Source organism: Kordia sp. E (genome assembly GCF_056033805.1).
Genome location: NZ_JBRASR010000002.1, coordinates 1945084 through 1962856 on the forward strand (window position 1 = coordinate 1945084; position 17773 = coordinate 1962856).

Here is a 17773-nt window from a genome sequence, read left to right on the forward strand (position 1 = left end):
AAGACCTATAAAAACAAAGACCTTTCCATAATAATAAAAACGTTGTTTAAATGTAGTATCTGTAGAAATAAAAATAGGTTCAAACAAAGCAAATACTAAGCCTAATAAAGCACCAAAAATTGGAGAGATAAAAAACTCCCATTCGATATACATAAGTAGATGATTTTTGAAAAAACAAATTAGCAAAAATCTCTCTAAAAATGAAGAGAAAAGATAATTGAAGAAGTAATCATGAAAATAAAGCAAACAAAATTCATGCGACTTTCAGGTTTAGAACCATTAGTTCTAAACGAAAATAGCAACTTTATAAATGTAGGAGAACGTACTAATGTAGCAGGTTCGCGTAAATTTTTGCGACTCGTCAAAGAAGAGAAATTTGATGAAGCGTTGGCAATTGCTCGTCACCAAGTTGATGGTGGTGCGCAAATCATCGATATCAATATGGATGATGGTTTAATAGATGGAAAAGAAGCAATGGTAAAGTTTTTAAACTTGATTGCTGCCGAACCAGATATTTGTCGTGTACCAATCATGATCGACAGTTCAAAATGGGAAATCATCGAAGCAGGCTTGCAAGTTGTACAAGGAAAATCGGTTGTAAACTCAATATCTCTAAAAGAAGGTGAAGAAAAATTCATTTGGGAAGCAACGCAAATCAAACGCTATGGAGCTGCTGTTATTGTAATGGCTTTTGATGAGGTTGGACAAGCAGATAACTATGAAAGACGTTTGGAAATTGTTGAGCGTTCTCGAGATGTACTAGTTAATAAAGTAGGTTTCCCTGAAGAAGATATCATCTTTGACTTAAACATATTTCCTGTTGCAACAGGAATGGATGAGCATCGTAAAAATGCTATCGATTTTATAGAAGCAACACGTTGGACGCGCGAAACGTATCCAAATGTAAGTGTAAGTGGTGGTGTCAGTAATGTATCGTTCTCGTTCAGAGGAAACAATGTGGTTCGTGAAGCAATGCACTCTGTATTTCTATATCATGCCATTCAAGCTGGAATGAACATGGGAATCGTAAATCCTACAATGTTAGAAGTCTATGACGACATTCCAAAAGACTTGCTCGAACATGTTGAAGATGTAATTCTGGATCGTCGAGAAGATGCAACTGAACGTTTATTGGATCTAGCGGAAGCGTTCAAAGGAATCAAAAAAGAAGATACAGAAACGGTGCAAGAATGGCGTAGTTATGAACTGCAAGAACGTATTACACATTCACTTGTAAAAGGAATAGACAAATATATCCTTGAAGATATAGAAGAAGCGCGTCAAAAAGCCGAAAAGCCAATAGAAGTCATTGAAGGAAATCTAATGATTGGAATGAATGTCGTTGGAGATTTATTCGGTTCTGGAAAAATGTTCTTACCACAAGTAGTAAAATCGGCACGTGTAATGAAAAAAGCAGTTGCCTATCTAAATCCTTTTATTGAAGCAGAAAAAGGAGAAAAACAACAAGCTATCGGTAAAGTGTTAATGGCAACAGTAAAAGGCGATGTGCATGATATTGGTAAAAATATTGTAAGTGTAGTACTTGGTTGTAATAACTATGAAATTGTAGATCTTGGTGTGATGGTTCCGCCAGAAAAAATCATCGCAGCAGCAAAAGCTGAAAACGTAGATGTTATCGGATTATCTGGTTTAATTACGCCTTCGTTAGATGAAATGGTCTACTTAGCTAAAGAAATGGAACGTCAAAATTTCAACATTCCATTGCTTATTGGTGGCGCAACAACATCTAAAGCACATACGGCAGTTAAGATTGATCCAGAGTACAAAAATGCAGTTGTGCATGTCAATGATGCATCAAGAGCAGTAACGGTAGTTGGTGACTTATTAAACAAGAAAAAATCAAAAGAATACCGTGAGAAACTTAAACAAGACTACGATGAATTTCGTGAAAAATTTCTAAAACGTAGAAAAGCAAAATCATACATTTCTTTAGCTGATGCTAGAAAGAAAAAATATAAAATCGATTGGGAAACGAGCAACATTACAAAACCAAAAGAGCTCGGGATTCAAAAGTTAACACAGCTTAGTTTAAAGGAACTTGTTCCGTTCATTGATTGGAGTCCATTCTTTAGATCATGGGATTTACACGGTCATTATCCAAAAATATTAACAGATGATATCGTAGGAGAACAAGCGACACAATTATTTGTTGATGCGCAAGAAATGATTAAAGAAATCATCACAAAACAATCGTTAAAAGCAAAAGGAATCTTCGGACTTTTTGAAGCAAATACAATTAATGATGATGATATTTCTATTCAGAAAAAAGGAAAAGAAATTGGTGTTTTTAGAACGCTTCGTCAACAATTGGAAAAGCGTGCTGAAGTTCCAAACATTGCATTGGCAGATTTTATAGCGCCGAAAGAAAGTGGAAAAACGGATTACATGGGCGCGTTTTGTACTGCGATATTTGGAGCAGACGAATTGGCAAATAGTTACAAAGAAAAACAAGACGATTACAATGCAATTATGGCGCAAGCAATTGCAGATCGTTTTGCAGAAGCATTTGCAGAATACTTACACAAACAAGTCCGAACGAAACATTGGGGTTACGGAAGTAATGAAGAGTTGACGAACGAAGATTTAATTAAAGAAAATTACAAAGGAATTCGTCCAGCGCCAGGATATCCAGCTTGTCCCGATCATTTGGAAAAAGAAACTATTTGGGAATTGCTAGATGTCGAAAAAGTTATTGGTGTTACGTTAACCGAAAGTTTGGCAATGTGGCCAGCGGCAGCAGTTTCAGGGTATTACTTTGGAAATGAAGAAGCAAAGTATTTTGGATTGGGGAAAATTACGCACGATCAGGTAGTAGATTTTGCAAACCGAAAAGGAATCACAATAGAGAAAGCACAAAAATGGCTGCACCCAACATTAGCAGATTAAAAAGAAAAATATAAGAGCCGAGTAAGCAAGTCTCATACAAATTACTCAAAACTCAATACTAGAAAAGCATGAAAGTAACAGATCATATCGCACAAGCCAACGGAGAAACACTATTTTCTTTTGAAATATTACCACCATTAAAAGGGCAGGACATCAAATCAATTTTTGATAATATTGATCCGCTAATGGAATACAAACCACCATTTATTGACGTAACGTATCACCGTGAAGAATATACATTTAAGGAATTGGACAATGGATTGTTGAAAAAACAAGTGGTAAAAAAACGTCCAGGAACAGTTGGAATTTGCGCGGCAATTCAAAATAAATACCAAGTAGATGCCATTCCGCATATTTTGTGTGGTGGATTTACAAAAGAAGACACAGAAAACTTCTTAATTGATATGGATTTTCTAGGAATTGACAATGTCGTTGCCTTACGTGGAGATGCCGTAAAAAGCGAAACGTATTTTAGAGCAGAACCAGAAGGACATAGATATGCTTCAGAATTGGTTGGTCAAATACAAGATTTAAATAATGGAAAATATTTGGATGAAGAGTTACTCAATTCTTCAAAAACGGATTTTTGTATTGGTGTTGCTGGTTATCCTGAAAAGCATATGGAAGCACCAAGTTTAGATTCGGATATACATTTCTTAAAGAAAAAGATTAAAGCTGGCGCGGAATATATAGTGACACAAATGTTTTTTGACAATCAAAAATATTTTGAATTTGTTGAAAAATGTAGAAATGAAGGAATTACAGTTCCTATTATTCCAGGATTGAAACCAATAGCAACAAAAAAACAATTGAACTTAATTCCACATCGCTTCAAAGTAGATTTGCCAGATGATTTAATTATGTCCGTAGTACGTTGCAAAGACAATAAAGAAGTTCGTCAGGTAGGAATTGAATGGTGCATTCAACAAAGTAAAGAATTGGTTGCTGCAAATGTGCCAATACTGCACTATTATTCTATGGGGAAATCAAGTAATATTGAAGCAATAGCCAAAGCAGTATTTTAAATTTAAGCATAAAAAAAGAGGAAGAACGCCTTAAATTCTTCCTCTTTAACTAATTACTAAACGGGTAAATAGTTATTTAATATTATTTAAAGGTTTGTGTTTGGATCAAATAATCCACAGTTCCAGTTTCCATAACATCTTGTAACATCTCTAGTTACACAAAGATCTATAGATTCACAGATATATACTGAATCTCCAAATCCACCTCTAACTTTTTCAACATTCAAAGCAGAAACAGATGCTTTCTTTAATTTTAACTTAAGAATTGATTTTTTTTTCATGGTTGTAGTTTTTTAAATTAAGAATAGTTATCTAAAAATCTTGAGTAGTTGTAAATTGGTACAACTGACAATTATATTCACCTCTGCATCTTGTGTAATCGATAGTTTCACAAAAATCTTGAGATTCACATACAATTACAGAAAGAGCTGTTCCTCCTTTTACTGAATTTGCATTTAATGTGGATATTGATGCCTTATTTAAACTAAGTTTTTGAATTGACTTTTTTTTCATGGTGTTTTTTTAGGTTATTATGTCAATTTTATAGGAAAAACTGACAAAAAAGTGGAATGATAACATTCCACTTTTTATAATTTATATCTGATTATCGCTGTGGTTCAAAGTAAATTTGACAGAAAAACTCTCCATTACAAGCTGTATAATCTATAGTTTCACAGAAATTAACTGAAATACAAAATTGTGAATTGCCAAGTGTTCCTCCTGATAATGCATTAGCTGTTAAAGTTGAGACAGCATTTTTATTTAAATTTAATTTTTGAATTGATCTTTTTTTCATGATTTTGAGTATTTGTGGTTAAAAAAATAATAATTAATTATCGTTCGTTTCTATCATAAATTTGGCAATAAAGCTGTCCATCACATCTTGTGAAATCAATAGTTTCACAAATGTTTACTGATTGACAGAACAATGTTCCTCCAATAGTTCCTCCAGTTAATGCATTTGCGTTTAATGTAGAAATTGATGCTTTCTTCAATTTCAATTTTTTAATAGACTTTTTTTTCATGATCTAAGTTTTTGGTTAAGTCTAAATATATAAAAACGAAATAGTTAGCTGTAGCGGTTTTCCATTACAACTAGTACGTGTATGCAGTAGTTAACACTTTGATACAGTAAATGTTTTTTCATTTATCTAATAACTTTGCTTTTTATCAAGAAATGTGTTGGAAAAAAGCTTCTTTTTAAAATAAAAACTACATTTGTCTTCCCTATGAAGAATGTAGTTTTTATTTTACTTTTCTATTCTGTATTTGCATTTGCGCAAGAAGAAACGTCAAAAGCAGCTTCTATTGATGTAAATTATTTTACAGGAAACATTGTACGACACAATAATGATATTCTACACTTAATCATAGGACATCCAGAAGGTTTTATTGTAAGTTACAATCGTAAAACATTTGGTAATGACGATTGGTCAGAGTTCTATAACTATCCAGATTATGGAGTTTCACTGAGCTATCAAAACTTTAACAATGAATACTTAGGGAAAAATGTTGCCTTGTATGCGCATTATAATTTCTACTTTTTAAAGCGAAATATAATGTTACGTCTTGGGCAAGGATTGGCATACACAAACAATCCGTATGATAAAAAAGATAACTTCCGAAACATTGCATTTGGTTCTCGTTTGATGAGTAGTACGTATTTAATGCTCAATTATAAAAAAGAAAACCTATTCAAACGATTTGGTGTGCAAGCTGGTTTGTCATTCATTCACTACTCAAATGCAAATATTAAAGCACCAAATACAAGTATCAATACATTGGCTTTAAATGTTGGAGTCAATTACAGTTTAGATGATACTTCATTGATTGAATATCAAAAAAATGAAGTTGAACAAAACTTTTCCGAACCTATAAAATTCAACTTTGTACTACGTGCTGGAATCAATGAAAGTGATGCCATTGGAAGTGGACAATATGGTTTCTATATACTTTCTGCATATGCAGACAAACGTGTAGGACGCAAAAGTGCCATTCAATTAGGAACAGAAGTATTCGTTTCAAATTTCTTGGAAGAATGGATTCGATACAGATCAATTGCATTTCCTGAAGGAAACGTAAAAGGTGATGAAGACTACAAACGTGTTGGGGTTTTTGCAGGACATGAATTATTCATCAATAAACTTTCTGTAGTCACACAATTTGGATATTATGTCTATTATCCAGTTGATTTTGAAGGACGTACCTACATACGTATTGGAATGAAACGTTATTTTGGTAAAAAATGGTTTGCAGCTGTGACGCTAAAATCGCATGCAGCCAAAGCTGAAGCTGTAGAATTTGGTGTTGGAATTCGCTTGTAAAACTAATGTCAGTTTAATACAATAAACCTATTCTTCTCTTAGGTTCTGTATGATTAATATTTCTAATTTAATGAAATGCTAACTTAAGCCGTGTATAATTAATAGTTAATACTCGCTTACTTGGAAATTCCTATGAAATTTGCACTGGTTCGTTTCGATTACTAAATTAGTTGCTGAAACATTCAACGAAATCATACACAAAACCATTATGTGGTATTAAAAAACAGAAATATGAAAATAACAGCATTGACTTCTTGTTGTGTAGATTTTTTTCCAGAAAAAGATAAAATATATGTAGGAGGAAATTCATTAAATTTTGCAACTCAATGTAAATTATCCAATATTGAAAATGTATCGGTTATTGGAGCAGTAGGAAATGACAAATTTGGAAAATTAATAATGAAGCATCTTGATCAAAACAAAATAGATCATTCTCATTTGTATGAAATAGGTAAAGTAACAGCTTCAAATAAAATTTTTATAGATAACGAAGGAGATAGGTATTTTAAACCTGATAGTTGGAATGGTGGCGCTTTTGATATTTTTAGACTTTCTGAAAATGATTGGAATTACATTGTTGATAGTACAATTGTTGCAATGCCAGCAGGAGATCCAAATTTAAAAGAATTATTAAAAAGAAGAAATAACAATCAAACAGTTGTTATTGATTTTTTAGATTATTTTACAGTAAATCAAATTGAGAAATTTATTGATAAAATTGATATTACTTTTTTGAGCGCCAAAGAAAATATGTTAGATGATTTGAAAGAACTATCTACGAAATCTGGAAAAATGATAGTTGCAACTTTGGGTTCCAAGGGAAGTGTTGCTTTTTTTAAGAACAATTCATACTATCAAGAAGCTGTCAAAGTCGATAAGGTTATTGATACAACTGGATGCGGTGATTCTTTTCAAGCAGCATTTAGTATTGAATGGGTTAATACTAAAAACATAACAAAATCATTGAATGCTGGTTCAATTGCTGCAAGTAAAGTTTTAGGATTTATGGGAAGTGTGGAATGAAAAATTAAAAAATAGAAGTAACACTGTGTATGATTAATTGCTTGATACATGTGTATTTTGAAAACCCTACAGATTCCCCTTTGGTTCGTTTTCTTTTGCTAACTTAGTCCTAGTCAATGCTATTAATTATACAAGAACACATTGGTAACAAACTAAAAATTATGTACAAAACTAAACACACTATAATAACATTACTATTAGGGTTGTTATTCCTTTCATTTTTTTCTTGTAACGGGTCGCACGAGCAATCAATAGAAAAAGAAAAGGAGGAAATATTGAAACTTCATAATGCTCAAAGAGATTATCATTTTAAAAAAGATTCAATTGCTTTTGCAAATCAACTTTCTGAAAATTTCATATCTGTTAATAAAGGGAAAATTAGTACTCCAATGAAGAATGAAACAATAGCAAGGTATAATGGATACTTTTCTGCCGTAGAGTTTTTAAAATGGGATGATGTTTCTGAACCAATAGTGAAGTTTTCAGATGATGGTAGTATGGCTTACACAATAGTTGATAAAATAGTTACTGTAACTTACAAAAATGAAGATGGAGAAGCTGTAGAAGGTAAGACACATTTTGCTTGGACAGCCATTTACAAAAAGTATGGAGAAGATTGGAAAATTGATTGTGTAACTTCAACCGAAAAACCAAGCGCTGAACAGTAAAAGCTAGTTGCCGACAACATCTATAAAACATGGCTAATAAACCCAAAATATAAAAGCTTGTACTTATTTACAAAATTTACTTGTAAAATTACATTACTGTAACAATCAGACATTCACATGATCTTTATGATATCAATCAAAAAATAAAGACATGAAAAAACAAATGTATACAGTACTACTACTTTTACTAGTATTTCAATTTGGAATTGCACAAATGGCTCCAGAAGAAGATAAGACAATAAAAACGTCAACAAATAAAGAAAAATGGCAAAATTTTTTAGACTATCCTAAACTAGAAGGCCTTCTTTTTGGTGTTCATGGAGCAAGGCAAACCATGTTTGAAATTGGTTACTTCAATTATTTATGGGAAGAAGATTCAGTTAGCAAAATACCTATTATTGGTGGATTAGGATATTCAATTTCTACAGAACATTATATCAATCATAATTATATTATTGCGCCAAAAGCGGCTATTTGGGCAAATGTCTTATACTTCAATGTAGGAATGAGTTTTCCTTGGTATTTTGATATGGAAAAGAATAACAGTTTGCGTGTACGACCAGAAATAGGAATTGGTTCAGGAGATTTTAAATTGACGTATGCTGTAAATATGACAATTACGAACAAAGACATGAACTATATTAGTAAACATATGGTATCTGCAATTTATTTTTTAAATTTCAATAGAGAAGCAGGGAAGGAAAAACGAAAATGGTAACACATAATCAAACTATTCTAATGAAAAAAACATTTATTTATTGTGCGTTACTGCTATTAGTAACTAGTCAATTTGCATTGGCGCAAGTTGTTACAAAAAAAACTTCTACATCATTTAACGAAATTATAGAAGAGAAAATTAAAAAGGAAGGAATTCTTTTAGGAATACATGCTGCCAAAGAAACCATGTTTGAAATAGGTTATTTTAAATATGAACTTGGCGGTAATGGAAAAGAATATCAAGGAAAAGGATATAGTATCTCAACCGAACATTATATCAATCGGAACTATGTTATAGCACCAAAATTAGCAGTTTGGTCAAGTCTTTGGGGATTTCATATGGGAATTGCTTCTGTGTGGTATTTTGATATGAAAAAAAATAATAGCCTCAGAGCTCGACCAGAAATCGGAATTGCTATCAAAAGGTTTAAATTTACGTATGCACTAAATATGGCTATCACCAATAAAAATATGTCAAATATTAGTAAACATATGTTATCGATGACCTACTTTTTAAATCTCAATAAGAAGGCAAAATGGGAATAAATTTATTGAGGTAAGTTTAATGAAAATAAAAAAAATGTTGCGTCAGGATTAAATATTGCAGAATAACTATAAATTTGCAAATCCCAAACCTACAAAACTGTATCGCAAGCAAGCAACAATGAAAAAAATATACTTCGTATTCTTATTACTAACAATTATATCTTGTAACAAAGAAGATGCAAACGATTGTTTTCAAACTTCAGGAAGTATCATTACAGAAGAAATTAGTGTAAATGAATTTTTAAAAATTGAAGTGAATGAAGGCATCAATTTAGTTTTGAAAGAAGGCACAAGTCGAGAAGTTTTAGTGGAAACAGGATCAAACTTGATCAATGATGTAGAAGCAAAAGTTGTAGGTGAGACGCTGATTTTACACGATCATAATAATTGTAATTATGTTCGTGATTATGGAATTACAACGATTTACGTTACTGCGCCAAATATTACAGAGATTAATAGCAAAACGCAATTTGAAGTCCGCTCAGAAGGAATCCTTACGTTTCCAAAGCTTACATTGATTTCTGAAAACTTTACAAATGATAGCCCAGCTTCTGGGAATTTCAACCTGCAGGTTCAAAATCAAGAGGTAAGCATTGTCTTTAATAATTTATCAAACCTATTTATTTCGGGAAGTACAACTGATTTTACTATTAGTTTTCCAGGAGGAAACTCTAGAGTAGAAGCTGAAAATTTTATAGCAGATGTAGTAACGATTTCTACACGTGGAAGCAATGATATCATTGTAAATCCAAAACAGGAACTTTTAGGAAATATGTATGGAACCGGAGATGTTATTGCAGTAAATCATCCGCCAATTGTAACATTAATAGCTCACTACACAGGAAAACTGATTTTTAATTAATCAACTTTACAACAATACAATTTTTTCATACTTTTCAACCTTTTGATTGGTCGCTGCAGATTTTACAATAAGTTTATATACATACACACCTTTTCCAAGCTTATCACCAAAATCATCTTTTCCGTCCCAAGTAATATCTCGCGAAAGCGAACTAAAATCTTTACTACTCGATCCTGTATTTGCTTTTCCAATAAGTGTACGGACAACTTTTCCTGAGATTGTAAAAACTTGTACCGTAATATCTAATTCACTTGAACTGTTGTGATTGAACCAAAACTCAGTATGACTCACAAATGGATTTGGATAGTTTAAAACATTGGTAATTGTTAGCGAATTATTTTCATTGAATACGGTAAATTGTAACTCAGAAGTTGAAGAATTGTTATATACATCCCACGCTTTTAATGTCAGTGTATGTGTGCCTTCGGCAAGATCGTAGAATGGAAATTTGACAATTCCGTTGGTAAAATCGTTTAATTCTGTTTCATAATAATCATTCAAAATAATTGGATTGGCTTCGTCTCCATCCAAAATCCCAACAATATCATGTCCAATTCCGCTTGCGGTATTAATTCCATTTTCATCTGATAATTTTGCAAGTAAAAATGGTGACTCGTTCGTAATTCCACCAGATACAAAACTTTCATCATTCATGAATACATTTACAGTTGGTGGTTGATTGTCAAGTGGCGCATCTTCATTGAGTTCGCCAATTCTTAAATCTTCACTGGAACCTGTATGATCTTCTAATACGCCTTCTTGTTTTGCATAAAAACTAATACGACCATTTCCAACAGGAATTACAATATCACGCGGAACAATAAACTCAAATGAAAATGTTCCGTCTGTTACACTAGCTTTTCCTCTAAAAATAATTTCACCCAACGTATCAAAATCCATTGTCATTTGATACTCTGGATCATTCGCTAGTGTTTGACGTTGAATTCTTTTGTCATAAATGGTAGAAAAAACAGTTCCATTATAATTGGAAAGTAAGTTGCCAGCATCATTGGTGATATTTCCAGAAATTTTAACTCTACTCAATGCTTTTAAAATATCTGTTGTTTGTGAAATTGGTACATCGTTAATTGCTGTTAGATTGATTCTTTGTTTTGGAATTGCAATAGTAAGTAGCGGATCGCCAATGTAGAAAACAACGCGTTTGTTGGAATTGCTTTCTGCATTTTTAGCCAATCGTAAGGCTTCTGAAACTGGAATGTAATTATTGGATCCGTATGCAAACATTAATTCTGATAAATCTTGATTCAGGTGAAGTCCAACATCTTTAAAAATGAGTCGAGTTGTTGATACTAAAGAAATTGCGCCACCTTTTTCATTCCAATACATAAATTCGCCTGCAGTTTGACGCAATGGATTATCAAATCGAGTATATTCACAAGTAATTGTGATAAACAAAGGCAATCGGCATTCGTTTTTTAATTCTTGCGATTCCGTTTTTTCAAAAATTCGTTCTCCTGCCAATCCATCTTCTCCACCATGACCAAAATAGTTGACGACCAAAGAACCTAGAGCAATATTATTTTTAATGGTTGTATTTACTTCTGGATAACGAGATCCACCAGCAGACGATTCTTGAACAAATGAATCCGAATGTATTTTAATAACATTAATAAAAGGTTTATTCGCAGCAATGGTATCTCCTAAAGCATCCAAATCAGTTTGTAAAGTAGCATCTTGTGGAATATCTGCATCATCTGATATAATAGTCATGTTGTTTCGCCATCTTCCATAAGCGCCTTCGGCATAGTATGATAAGGTTTTATCAACTAAAGTTTTTGCCTGACTTGGTGAGTTTACCAACATTCTTCCTATTGCAATATCTAAATGTTGTAGCGTTGGTAAAATATCGAGATTACCTTCATCATCGTCCATCATTCCATAAAAGTCATCCGTCATAATACCGGCGGTAAGGCTGAAACTTTGATAGGTATGAAACACAGGAATTATGTTTGTATTTCTTTCAATTCGATCTTTATAATCAAATGAAGCATCACCAAACATACATATGTATTTTAGTTTGTTTTGGTTAGAAATTGCATTGTCATATACATATTTTATAAAATTACGAATAGCACCAATATCTGGATTTCCTGTGTTGAATTCGTTATAAATATGTTCCAACGCAACGACTTTTACATTTATACCTGATCTTGTTCTATGGAAATCCGCCAAACGTTCCGCTTGTGAAGCAAATGCTTGTGGCGTAATAATAATATAATCAACATCGCCTGTAGAAAATATCGTTCCTTTTAGGTTTTCATTTGTAATTAAGCTGTTTGGTTCTATGTTTGGAATTAGAATTTCTGAATTGTCCAATGCAATATATTCCCGAACTTCTCCCATAGACGTTTTGAACGAAAAATTAGTTGCAGCTGATTCATTAGTGATTTTGGATACATTCCAGATGTTTGAAATATCCCAAACTTGCGAAACGTTAGTAGCATTTGCAATAATATATTCGCCAATTCCAGTAGTTGACGCGGCATCTTTATGTCTAAAAAAGAATTGTTCGTTCATGCCTACTAAATTTCTTTTGGCTTCTATGGAAATGTAATCTAAGTATCCAATTGATCCAGCAACGCCATTATTATCATAGTTTAGTGTAATGCTTACGTCTTCTGAATTAACAGTTACTTCTTTTTCCAATAAACCAGCTCTTAGTTGAATACCTGAAGCATTTTGGGTAGCATAGAAATTGGAAGTTATAGGAGGGAAACGAAAGCTAAAAAGAGGTAGGCCGTTTATATCCTGAAAAGCTTCTCCATTAATTAATGTAGTCATAAAGGTCTCAACATTGGAAATAGCAGCAGGTTTAATTCCGATGAGTACAGGTTCAGAAGTTACAAGATTTGGAATATTGAAATCAAATGTTTGTTCGGATTCAATATTAAAAATATTTCCAAACCATCTTCGTCCCAAACGCACCAAATTTACATTGTCTTCTTCGTGAAATTGATAATCGTCAAATGTTGTAATAGTAGTATTTGGTGTTCCTGATGGTTGCACCATTTCAGGAATTCTTTTCCCATCTTCAATACCTTCTGTTGTAATATAATAATAGGTTTTGTCTGTAAATGCATTAATATGAGTTTGACTTTCATTGTTCCATCTGTCAGGACCTTCTGCATAAAATAGAATATAATCTTCTGCATTAAATACATTATCATCTTCTCCAATAACTGTAATAGCGTTTTCAGGAATGCCGTAGTGTTCGTTGTCCGAGTTTTTTAAAGGCAACATGCGTCCGCCATTTCCGTAAATTTTAAGCTTTTTTGGATTGATATTTCCAGTGTTGAATCCTATTTGATTTAGAAAACTTGCGTCAATCTTATAAATTCCAGATTCCGTTACCGAAAATTTATAAAAGCTTCCTGTAGCTAATATTGAATTTTCAATTGTTTCGGGATTGTTGAAATTATTAGCATTTTGTGAAGTTGTGTTATAACTAATGTCAAAACTCAGCACCTTTTTTATAACGCCATTTTCGTTTATCAATGGAGAAACGATCAATACATGTTCATGTCTATCTCTTGCTTTTGCGTTGTATATATTTGCTTTAATTTCTGTAGGTAACTTTGTTTTGTCAATTGCGCCCAAAGCAATCGTACTCATATTTCCGTATATAATATTTTCAATACGTAATGAAGCTTCGTTTGCTTTACGGTTATCGTCCCATTTAGATACGAAACGAATTGTTCGGTCCTCATTGTGAACAAAATATTCATCATTAAATGTTGGTAACTGAATTGCTGTTGTAGCATTTCCTATAGAAAAATCGGTGGTTGTTTCTTTCCATGTGAGTTCAAAATGTTTGCTTTGCGCATGAACATTTATAAAAAAAATACACAAGAATAGAAATGTAGTGGTTGTTTTCATCACTTTTTTAACGATAAAACATATGCGAATAGTATGAATAGATTATCTAAAAGTGATAAAAATTTTCTGAGAGCTGTTTTTTTGACTGCTAAAAAGTTGTTTTTATTGTTGATTTATTTAATGAAAATTGCACATTAAAGTGAAGTTGGATTGTTTTACAATTTATTTTCTAAATTAATTAATAAAACCAGTGAGATATGCTGCTGCTGACAAAAACCATAAAAGAATTAGTATCGCTACACAATTGTGAACAAGAAAAGAAAACCTTTTTTTCCATACTGTAAAATGATCAGCGCCTCTGTGATAAAAATATATACCTGAAAAACTAAGTGTGCTTAATACACAAAAAATGATTCCATAAAAAAGCGATACACCTCTACTTGCTTTTTCAGGTTTGAATATTGTTAAAAGAATAAAAATACAAACTAAGAGTAAATTAATGATAGCATATCGAAATGATCTCTTAGAATAACTTAATGTATAATTTTCCATAGCAAGCAATTTTCTATCTTAAAGATATTAAAAAAAGGAAATATTGTATGCAGTATTGTTCCGTGAAATAACGAATAAAACTTAATATTTGTAATGCGTAATTCTAAATTACTCAGCTGTCAATTCTCTAAACAAACTTTCTAGGTTTTTGTTTTTCTGATTTATTTGTAATGCCTTCAAACTATTGTCATGTGCAAAATCAAATACTGTTGAACGCATATCTTTTGAAGTATCAAATGTAATTTCATACACCAATCCATGTGTATTGTCAACTTGTATAACATGCGGAAGTTGTTTAAGTAGTACATCTTCAATACGATAATCAAACTCTACCTCAATCACTTGTTGTTGATCCTTTTTAAGTCTTGCTAATGTAGTGTCAGCAACAATCTCACCTTTATTAATGATGATCACACGATCACAAATGGCTTCCACTTCTTGCATAATATGTGTTGATAAGAAAATAGTTTTCTCTTTTCCAATGGAAGTAATCAAGTTGCGAATTTCAGTTAATTGATTTGGATCTAAACCTGTAGTAGGTTCATCCAAAATTAGTACTTCAGGATCGTGTAACAATGCATTTGCCAATCCAACGCGCTGGCGAAAACCTTTAGAAAGTTCACCAATTTTTTTACTGGCTTCTGATGTTAAGCCAGTCATTTCTATTACTTCTTCAATTCGTGATTTAGCTGTTTTATATACATTCGCATTAAATGCTAAATACTCACGAACGTGCATATCTAAATACAACGGATTATGCTCTGGTAAATATCCAACACTTTTTTGAACACTTCTAGCATTTGCGTTTGTATCAAACTCATTTACAGAAGCATTCCCAGTAGTTGCTTTTAAATATGTTGTCAATATCTTCATCATTGTAGATTTTCCAGCGCCGTTTGGACCTAAAAAACCAACAATCTCACCCTTTTTTACAGTAAATGAAACATTATGTAATGCTTTTTGTTCACCATAAACTTTTGTAATATTTTCTACAACTATAGACATATAAAGGAATTAGAAATTCAAAACTACATAAATTTTTATCAGTATTTCCTATGTTTAAATTAAATAAAAACAAAAAACACTACTCTTTATTGCTAAAAACGTTTTTCTTCAAAAAATATTGGAAAAGGATTTTGATTATAAAAATTAATCTATACTTTAGCTATAACAAAATGAAAAACAACATGTTTAGTGCAAACTATTTTTGGCAAGGTTATTTTTACTTCTTCTTTAGAAAGAAGCAGGAACTCCTTGTTGTATAGTTTATCTAAATAAACACAATATAAAAAAAGAAAGTTCCGAAATTCATCGGAACTTTTTTTTTGCGCAAAAACGAATGAAGAAAACAATCGCCATACAAGGAATTCAAGGTTCCAATCATCATAAAGTAGCACAAGCGTACTTCGGAAACGATGTACAGTTAGATGAATGCTTATCTTTTGATGCATTGGTAGACAGTTTATTACACGGGAAAAGCACATATGCAATTATGGCATTAGAAAATACAATTGCGGGTTCTATTATTCCAAATTACGCATTGATTGATGCCAACAATATTCATATTAATGGTGAATTTTACTTAAACATTCATCATCATTTAATGGCGTTGCCAAATCAAACAATTGAAGATATTACGGAAGTATGTTCGCATCCGATGGCATTATTACAGTGTAAAGAATTCTTCAAACAATATCCACATATCAAATTGGTAGAAGATGTAGATACGGCGGCTGTTGCACAAAAAATACAAGCAGAAACACAAAAAGGAGTTGCTGCAATTGCTACGAAAATGGCGGCTGATTTATTTGATTTGGAAATTCTTTCAGGAGAAATTCAAACCATTAAAACCAATGTAACACGTTTTGTAATTCTTCAAAAAGAAAAACCTGTAAATGGAATTGATCAAATTAACAAAGCATCTATACGTTTTGAACTCGATCACAAAAGAGGAAGTTTGGCAGCTGTGTTAAATGTTATGAGCGATTGCAAACTCAATCTTACAAAAATACAATCATTACCAATTATAGAAACACCTTGGAAATATGCTTTTTTCGTAGATGTAACTTTTGAAGATTATGAAAATTATGTAAAAGCAATTTCTATTTTAGAAATAATGACCACAAGTTTAAAAGTATTAGGAACCTATAAAAATAAACGCGACTAATGATTCCTGCAAAACGCATACATACTGTTGAAGAATATTACTTTTCCAAAAAACTACGTGAAGTACGCGGTTTGGTAGCCGCTGGGAAATCAATTATAAATCTTGGAATTGGAAGTCCAGATTTGCAGCCGCCAACTGTTGTAGTTGAAGCTTTAGAAGCGAGTTTACACGATGAAACTGCGCACAAATATCAAAGCTATCAAGGAATTCCAGCATTGCGAAATGCGATTGCTGATTTCTATCAGAATAATTATGGAGTTTCATTAAGTGCAGATACGGAAGTATTGCCATTAATGGGAAGTAAAGAAGGAATTATGCATATTTCTATGGCGTATTTGGATGAAGGTGATGAAGTTTTAATTGCAAATCCGAGTTATCCAACATATACATCTGTGACAAAATTGTTAGGCGCAATTCCAAAATATTACAATTTAGATGCTTCAAACAATTGGTTGCCAAATTTAGTGGAACTTGAAAAGCAAGATTTAACAAAAGTGAAACTCATGTGGGTAAATTATCCGCATATGCCAACAGGTACAAAAGCAACAAAGAGTTTCTTTGAAAAATTAATTGTCTTTGCAAAAAAGCATCAAATACTGATCATTAATGACAATCCATACAGTTTTATCTTGAATGATGAACCATTGAGTATTTTGTCAATTGATGGCGCAAAAGAAGTCGCTTTAGAACTCAATTCATTGAGTAAATCGTTTAACATGGCAGGTTGGCGTACAGGAATGGTGATGGGAAAAGCAGCACACATTCAACATGTATTAAAAGTAAAAAGCAACATGGATTCAGGAATGTTTTACGGAATTCAAAAAGGAGCAATCAAAGCACTGGAAAGTTCTAAAGAATGGTTTACGGAACTGAATAGTATTTATGAAAAACGACGTAAAGGTATTTGGGAATTAGCAACAAAATTAGGTTGTGCATTTGATACTGAAACTGCAGGAATGTTTGTTTGGGCAAAATTACCAGAAGATAATAAGCTAACGTCAGAACAATTTATAGATAAGTTGCTTTATGAAAAAGACGTATTTATAACACCAGGAAGCATTTTTGGAACACAAGGAGAAGGATACATTCGATTTTCATTATGTAATTCGGAAGAAAAAATAAAAGAAGTAATCAATAGAATCTGA

16 protein-coding genes are annotated in these 17773 nt (G+C 32.3%); 10 read left to right on the plus strand and 6 right to left on the minus strand.

Annotated features, from left to right (window positions below; genetic code table 11):
* Window positions 1-231: 231 nt before the first annotated feature.
* Together metH and metF are read left to right on the plus strand one after the other, a co-directional pair.
* Window positions 232-2907 carry a methionine synthase gene (metH, locus tag ACUUYC_RS11775; protein ID WP_474266041.1) on the plus strand — a complete coding sequence of 892 codons (2676 nt, stop codon included), beginning with the start codon at window positions 232-234 and terminating at the stop codon, window positions 2905-2907.
* Between the two features lie 68 nt (window positions 2908-2975).
* A complete protein-coding gene (gene metF, locus ACUUYC_RS11780) occupies window positions 2976-3932 on the plus strand; it encodes a methylenetetrahydrofolate reductase [NAD(P)H] (protein ID WP_474266042.1) in 957 nt (318 codons plus the stop codon).
* 86 nt (window positions 3933-4018) lie between these two features.
* Here the strand turns inward: metF and ACUUYC_RS11785 are convergent, their stop codons facing one another.
* The 4 genes from ACUUYC_RS11785 to ACUUYC_RS11800 all read right to left on the minus strand — a co-directional run bounded on the left by ACUUYC_RS11785 (window position 4019) and on the right by ACUUYC_RS11800 (window position 4957).
* Complete coding sequence (locus ACUUYC_RS11785; protein WP_474266043.1) at window positions 4019-4213, minus strand: hypothetical protein; 195 nt, start codon at window positions 4211-4213, stop codon at window positions 4019-4021.
* A 31-nt stretch (window positions 4214-4244) separates the two neighbouring features.
* Window positions 4245-4445: a hypothetical protein gene (locus ACUUYC_RS11790; RefSeq protein WP_474266044.1), complete on the minus strand. Its 201-nt coding sequence runs from the start codon at window positions 4443-4445 to the stop codon at window positions 4245-4247.
* A gap of 91 nt (window positions 4446-4536) precedes the next feature.
* A complete protein-coding gene (locus ACUUYC_RS11795) occupies window positions 4537-4728 on the minus strand; it encodes a hypothetical protein (protein WP_474266045.1) in 192 nt (63 codons plus the stop codon).
* A gap of 37 nt (window positions 4729-4765) precedes the next feature.
* A complete protein-coding gene (locus ACUUYC_RS11800; RefSeq protein WP_474266046.1) occupies window positions 4766-4957 on the minus strand; it encodes a hypothetical protein in 192 nt (63 codons plus the stop codon).
* A gap of 204 nt (window positions 4958-5161) precedes the next feature.
* Here ACUUYC_RS11800 and ACUUYC_RS11805 point away from each other — a divergent pair, with 204 nt between their 5' ends.
* From ACUUYC_RS11805 to ACUUYC_RS11830, 6 genes are all read left to right on the plus strand, one after another.
* On the plus strand, window positions 5162-6256 hold the full coding sequence (locus ACUUYC_RS11805; RefSeq protein WP_474266047.1) for an acyloxyacyl hydrolase: 1095 nt from the start codon (window positions 5162-5164) through the stop codon (window positions 6254-6256).
* Between the two features lie 231 nt (window positions 6257-6487).
* Window positions 6488-7279 carry a PfkB family carbohydrate kinase gene (locus ACUUYC_RS11810; RefSeq protein ID WP_474266048.1) on the plus strand — a complete coding sequence of 264 codons (792 nt, stop codon included), beginning with the start codon at window positions 6488-6490 and terminating at the stop codon, window positions 7277-7279.
* Window positions 7280-7440: 161 nt separating this feature from the next.
* A complete protein-coding gene (locus tag ACUUYC_RS11815) occupies window positions 7441-7947 on the plus strand; it encodes a nuclear transport factor 2 family protein (protein WP_474266049.1) in 507 nt (168 codons plus the stop codon).
* 151 nt (window positions 7948-8098) lie between these two features.
* Window positions 8099-8665, plus strand: a complete 567-nt coding sequence (locus ACUUYC_RS11820; protein ID WP_474266050.1) for a hypothetical protein — start codon at window positions 8099-8101, stop codon at window positions 8663-8665.
* 20 nt (window positions 8666-8685) lie between these two features.
* On the plus strand, window positions 8686-9210 hold the full coding sequence (locus ACUUYC_RS11825; RefSeq protein ID WP_474266051.1) for a hypothetical protein: 525 nt from the start codon (window positions 8686-8688) through the stop codon (window positions 9208-9210).
* A 118-nt stretch (window positions 9211-9328) separates the two neighbouring features.
* Window positions 9329-10072, plus strand: a complete 744-nt coding sequence (locus ACUUYC_RS11830) for a head GIN domain-containing protein (protein WP_474266053.1) — start codon at window positions 9329-9331, stop codon at window positions 10070-10072.
* Window positions 10073-10078: 6 nt separating this feature from the next.
* On the opposite strand, the gene porU is transcribed toward ACUUYC_RS11830, so the two are convergent.
* Together porU and gldA are read right to left on the minus strand one after the other, a co-directional pair.
* Window positions 10079-13969, minus strand: coding sequence for a type IX secretion system sortase PorU (porU, locus tag ACUUYC_RS11835; protein ID WP_474266054.1), 3891 nt, complete (start codon window positions 13967-13969; stop codon window positions 10079-10081).
* A 600-nt stretch (window positions 13970-14569) separates the two neighbouring features.
* Window positions 14570-15466: a gliding motility-associated ABC transporter ATP-binding subunit GldA gene (gene gldA / locus ACUUYC_RS11840; protein WP_474266056.1), complete on the minus strand. Its 897-nt coding sequence runs from the start codon at window positions 15464-15466 to the stop codon at window positions 14570-14572.
* A gap of 334 nt (window positions 15467-15800) precedes the next feature.
* Between gldA and ACUUYC_RS11845 the strand changes: the two genes are divergently transcribed.
* A complete protein-coding gene (locus ACUUYC_RS11845; protein ID WP_474266057.1) occupies window positions 15801-16628 on the plus strand; it encodes a prephenate dehydratase in 828 nt (275 codons plus the stop codon).
* Window positions 16628-17773, plus strand: coding sequence for a pyridoxal phosphate-dependent aminotransferase (locus tag ACUUYC_RS11850; RefSeq protein WP_474266058.1), 1146 nt, complete (start codon window positions 16628-16630; stop codon window positions 17771-17773). Before ACUUYC_RS11845 ends, ACUUYC_RS11850 begins: the two co-directional genes overlap by 1 nt.

Excerpts from the sequence above, each read along its gene's own strand:
- metH (WP_474266041.1), top strand. The coding sequence starts at position 232 with ATGAAAATAAAGCAAACAAAATTCATGCGACTTTCAGGTTTAGAACCA.
- metF (WP_474266042.1), top strand. The coding sequence starts at position 2,976 with ATGAAAGTAACAGATCATATCGCACAAGCCAACGGAGAAACACTATTT.
- ACUUYC_RS11785 (WP_474266043.1), bottom strand. The coding sequence starts at position 4,213 with ATGAAAAAAAAATCAATTCTTAAGTTAAAATTAAAGAAAGCATCTGTT.
- ACUUYC_RS11790 (WP_474266044.1), bottom strand. The coding sequence starts at position 4,445 with ATGAAAAAAAAGTCAATTCAAAAACTTAGTTTAAATAAGGCATCAATA.
- ACUUYC_RS11795 (WP_474266045.1), bottom strand. The coding sequence starts at position 4,728 with ATGAAAAAAAGATCAATTCAAAAATTAAATTTAAATAAAAATGCTGTC.
- ACUUYC_RS11800 (WP_474266046.1), bottom strand. The coding sequence starts at position 4,957 with ATGAAAAAAAAGTCTATTAAAAAATTGAAATTGAAGAAAGCATCAATT.
- ACUUYC_RS11805 (WP_474266047.1), top strand. The coding sequence starts at position 5,162 with ATGAAGAATGTAGTTTTTATTTTACTTTTCTATTCTGTATTTGCATTT.
- ACUUYC_RS11810 (WP_474266048.1), top strand. The coding sequence starts at position 6,488 with ATGAAAATAACAGCATTGACTTCTTGTTGTGTAGATTTTTTTCCAGAA.
- ACUUYC_RS11815 (WP_474266049.1), top strand. The coding sequence starts at position 7,441 with ATGTACAAAACTAAACACACTATAATAACATTACTATTAGGGTTGTTA.
- ACUUYC_RS11820 (WP_474266050.1), top strand. The coding sequence starts at position 8,099 with ATGAAAAAACAAATGTATACAGTACTACTACTTTTACTAGTATTTCAA.
- ACUUYC_RS11825 (WP_474266051.1), top strand. The coding sequence starts at position 8,686 with ATGAAAAAAACATTTATTTATTGTGCGTTACTGCTATTAGTAACTAGT.
- ACUUYC_RS11830 (WP_474266053.1), top strand. The coding sequence starts at position 9,329 with ATGAAAAAAATATACTTCGTATTCTTATTACTAACAATTATATCTTGT.
- porU (WP_474266054.1), bottom strand. The coding sequence starts at position 13,969 with ATGAAAACAACCACTACATTTCTATTCTTGTGTATTTTTTTTATAAAT.
- gldA (WP_474266056.1), bottom strand. The coding sequence starts at position 15,466 with ATGTCTATAGTTGTAGAAAATATTACAAAAGTTTATGGTGAACAAAAA.
- ACUUYC_RS11845 (WP_474266057.1), top strand. The coding sequence starts at position 15,801 with ATGAAGAAAACAATCGCCATACAAGGAATTCAAGGTTCCAATCATCAT.
- ACUUYC_RS11850 (WP_474266058.1), top strand. The coding sequence starts at position 16,628 with ATGATTCCTGCAAAACGCATACATACTGTTGAAGAATATTACTTTTCC.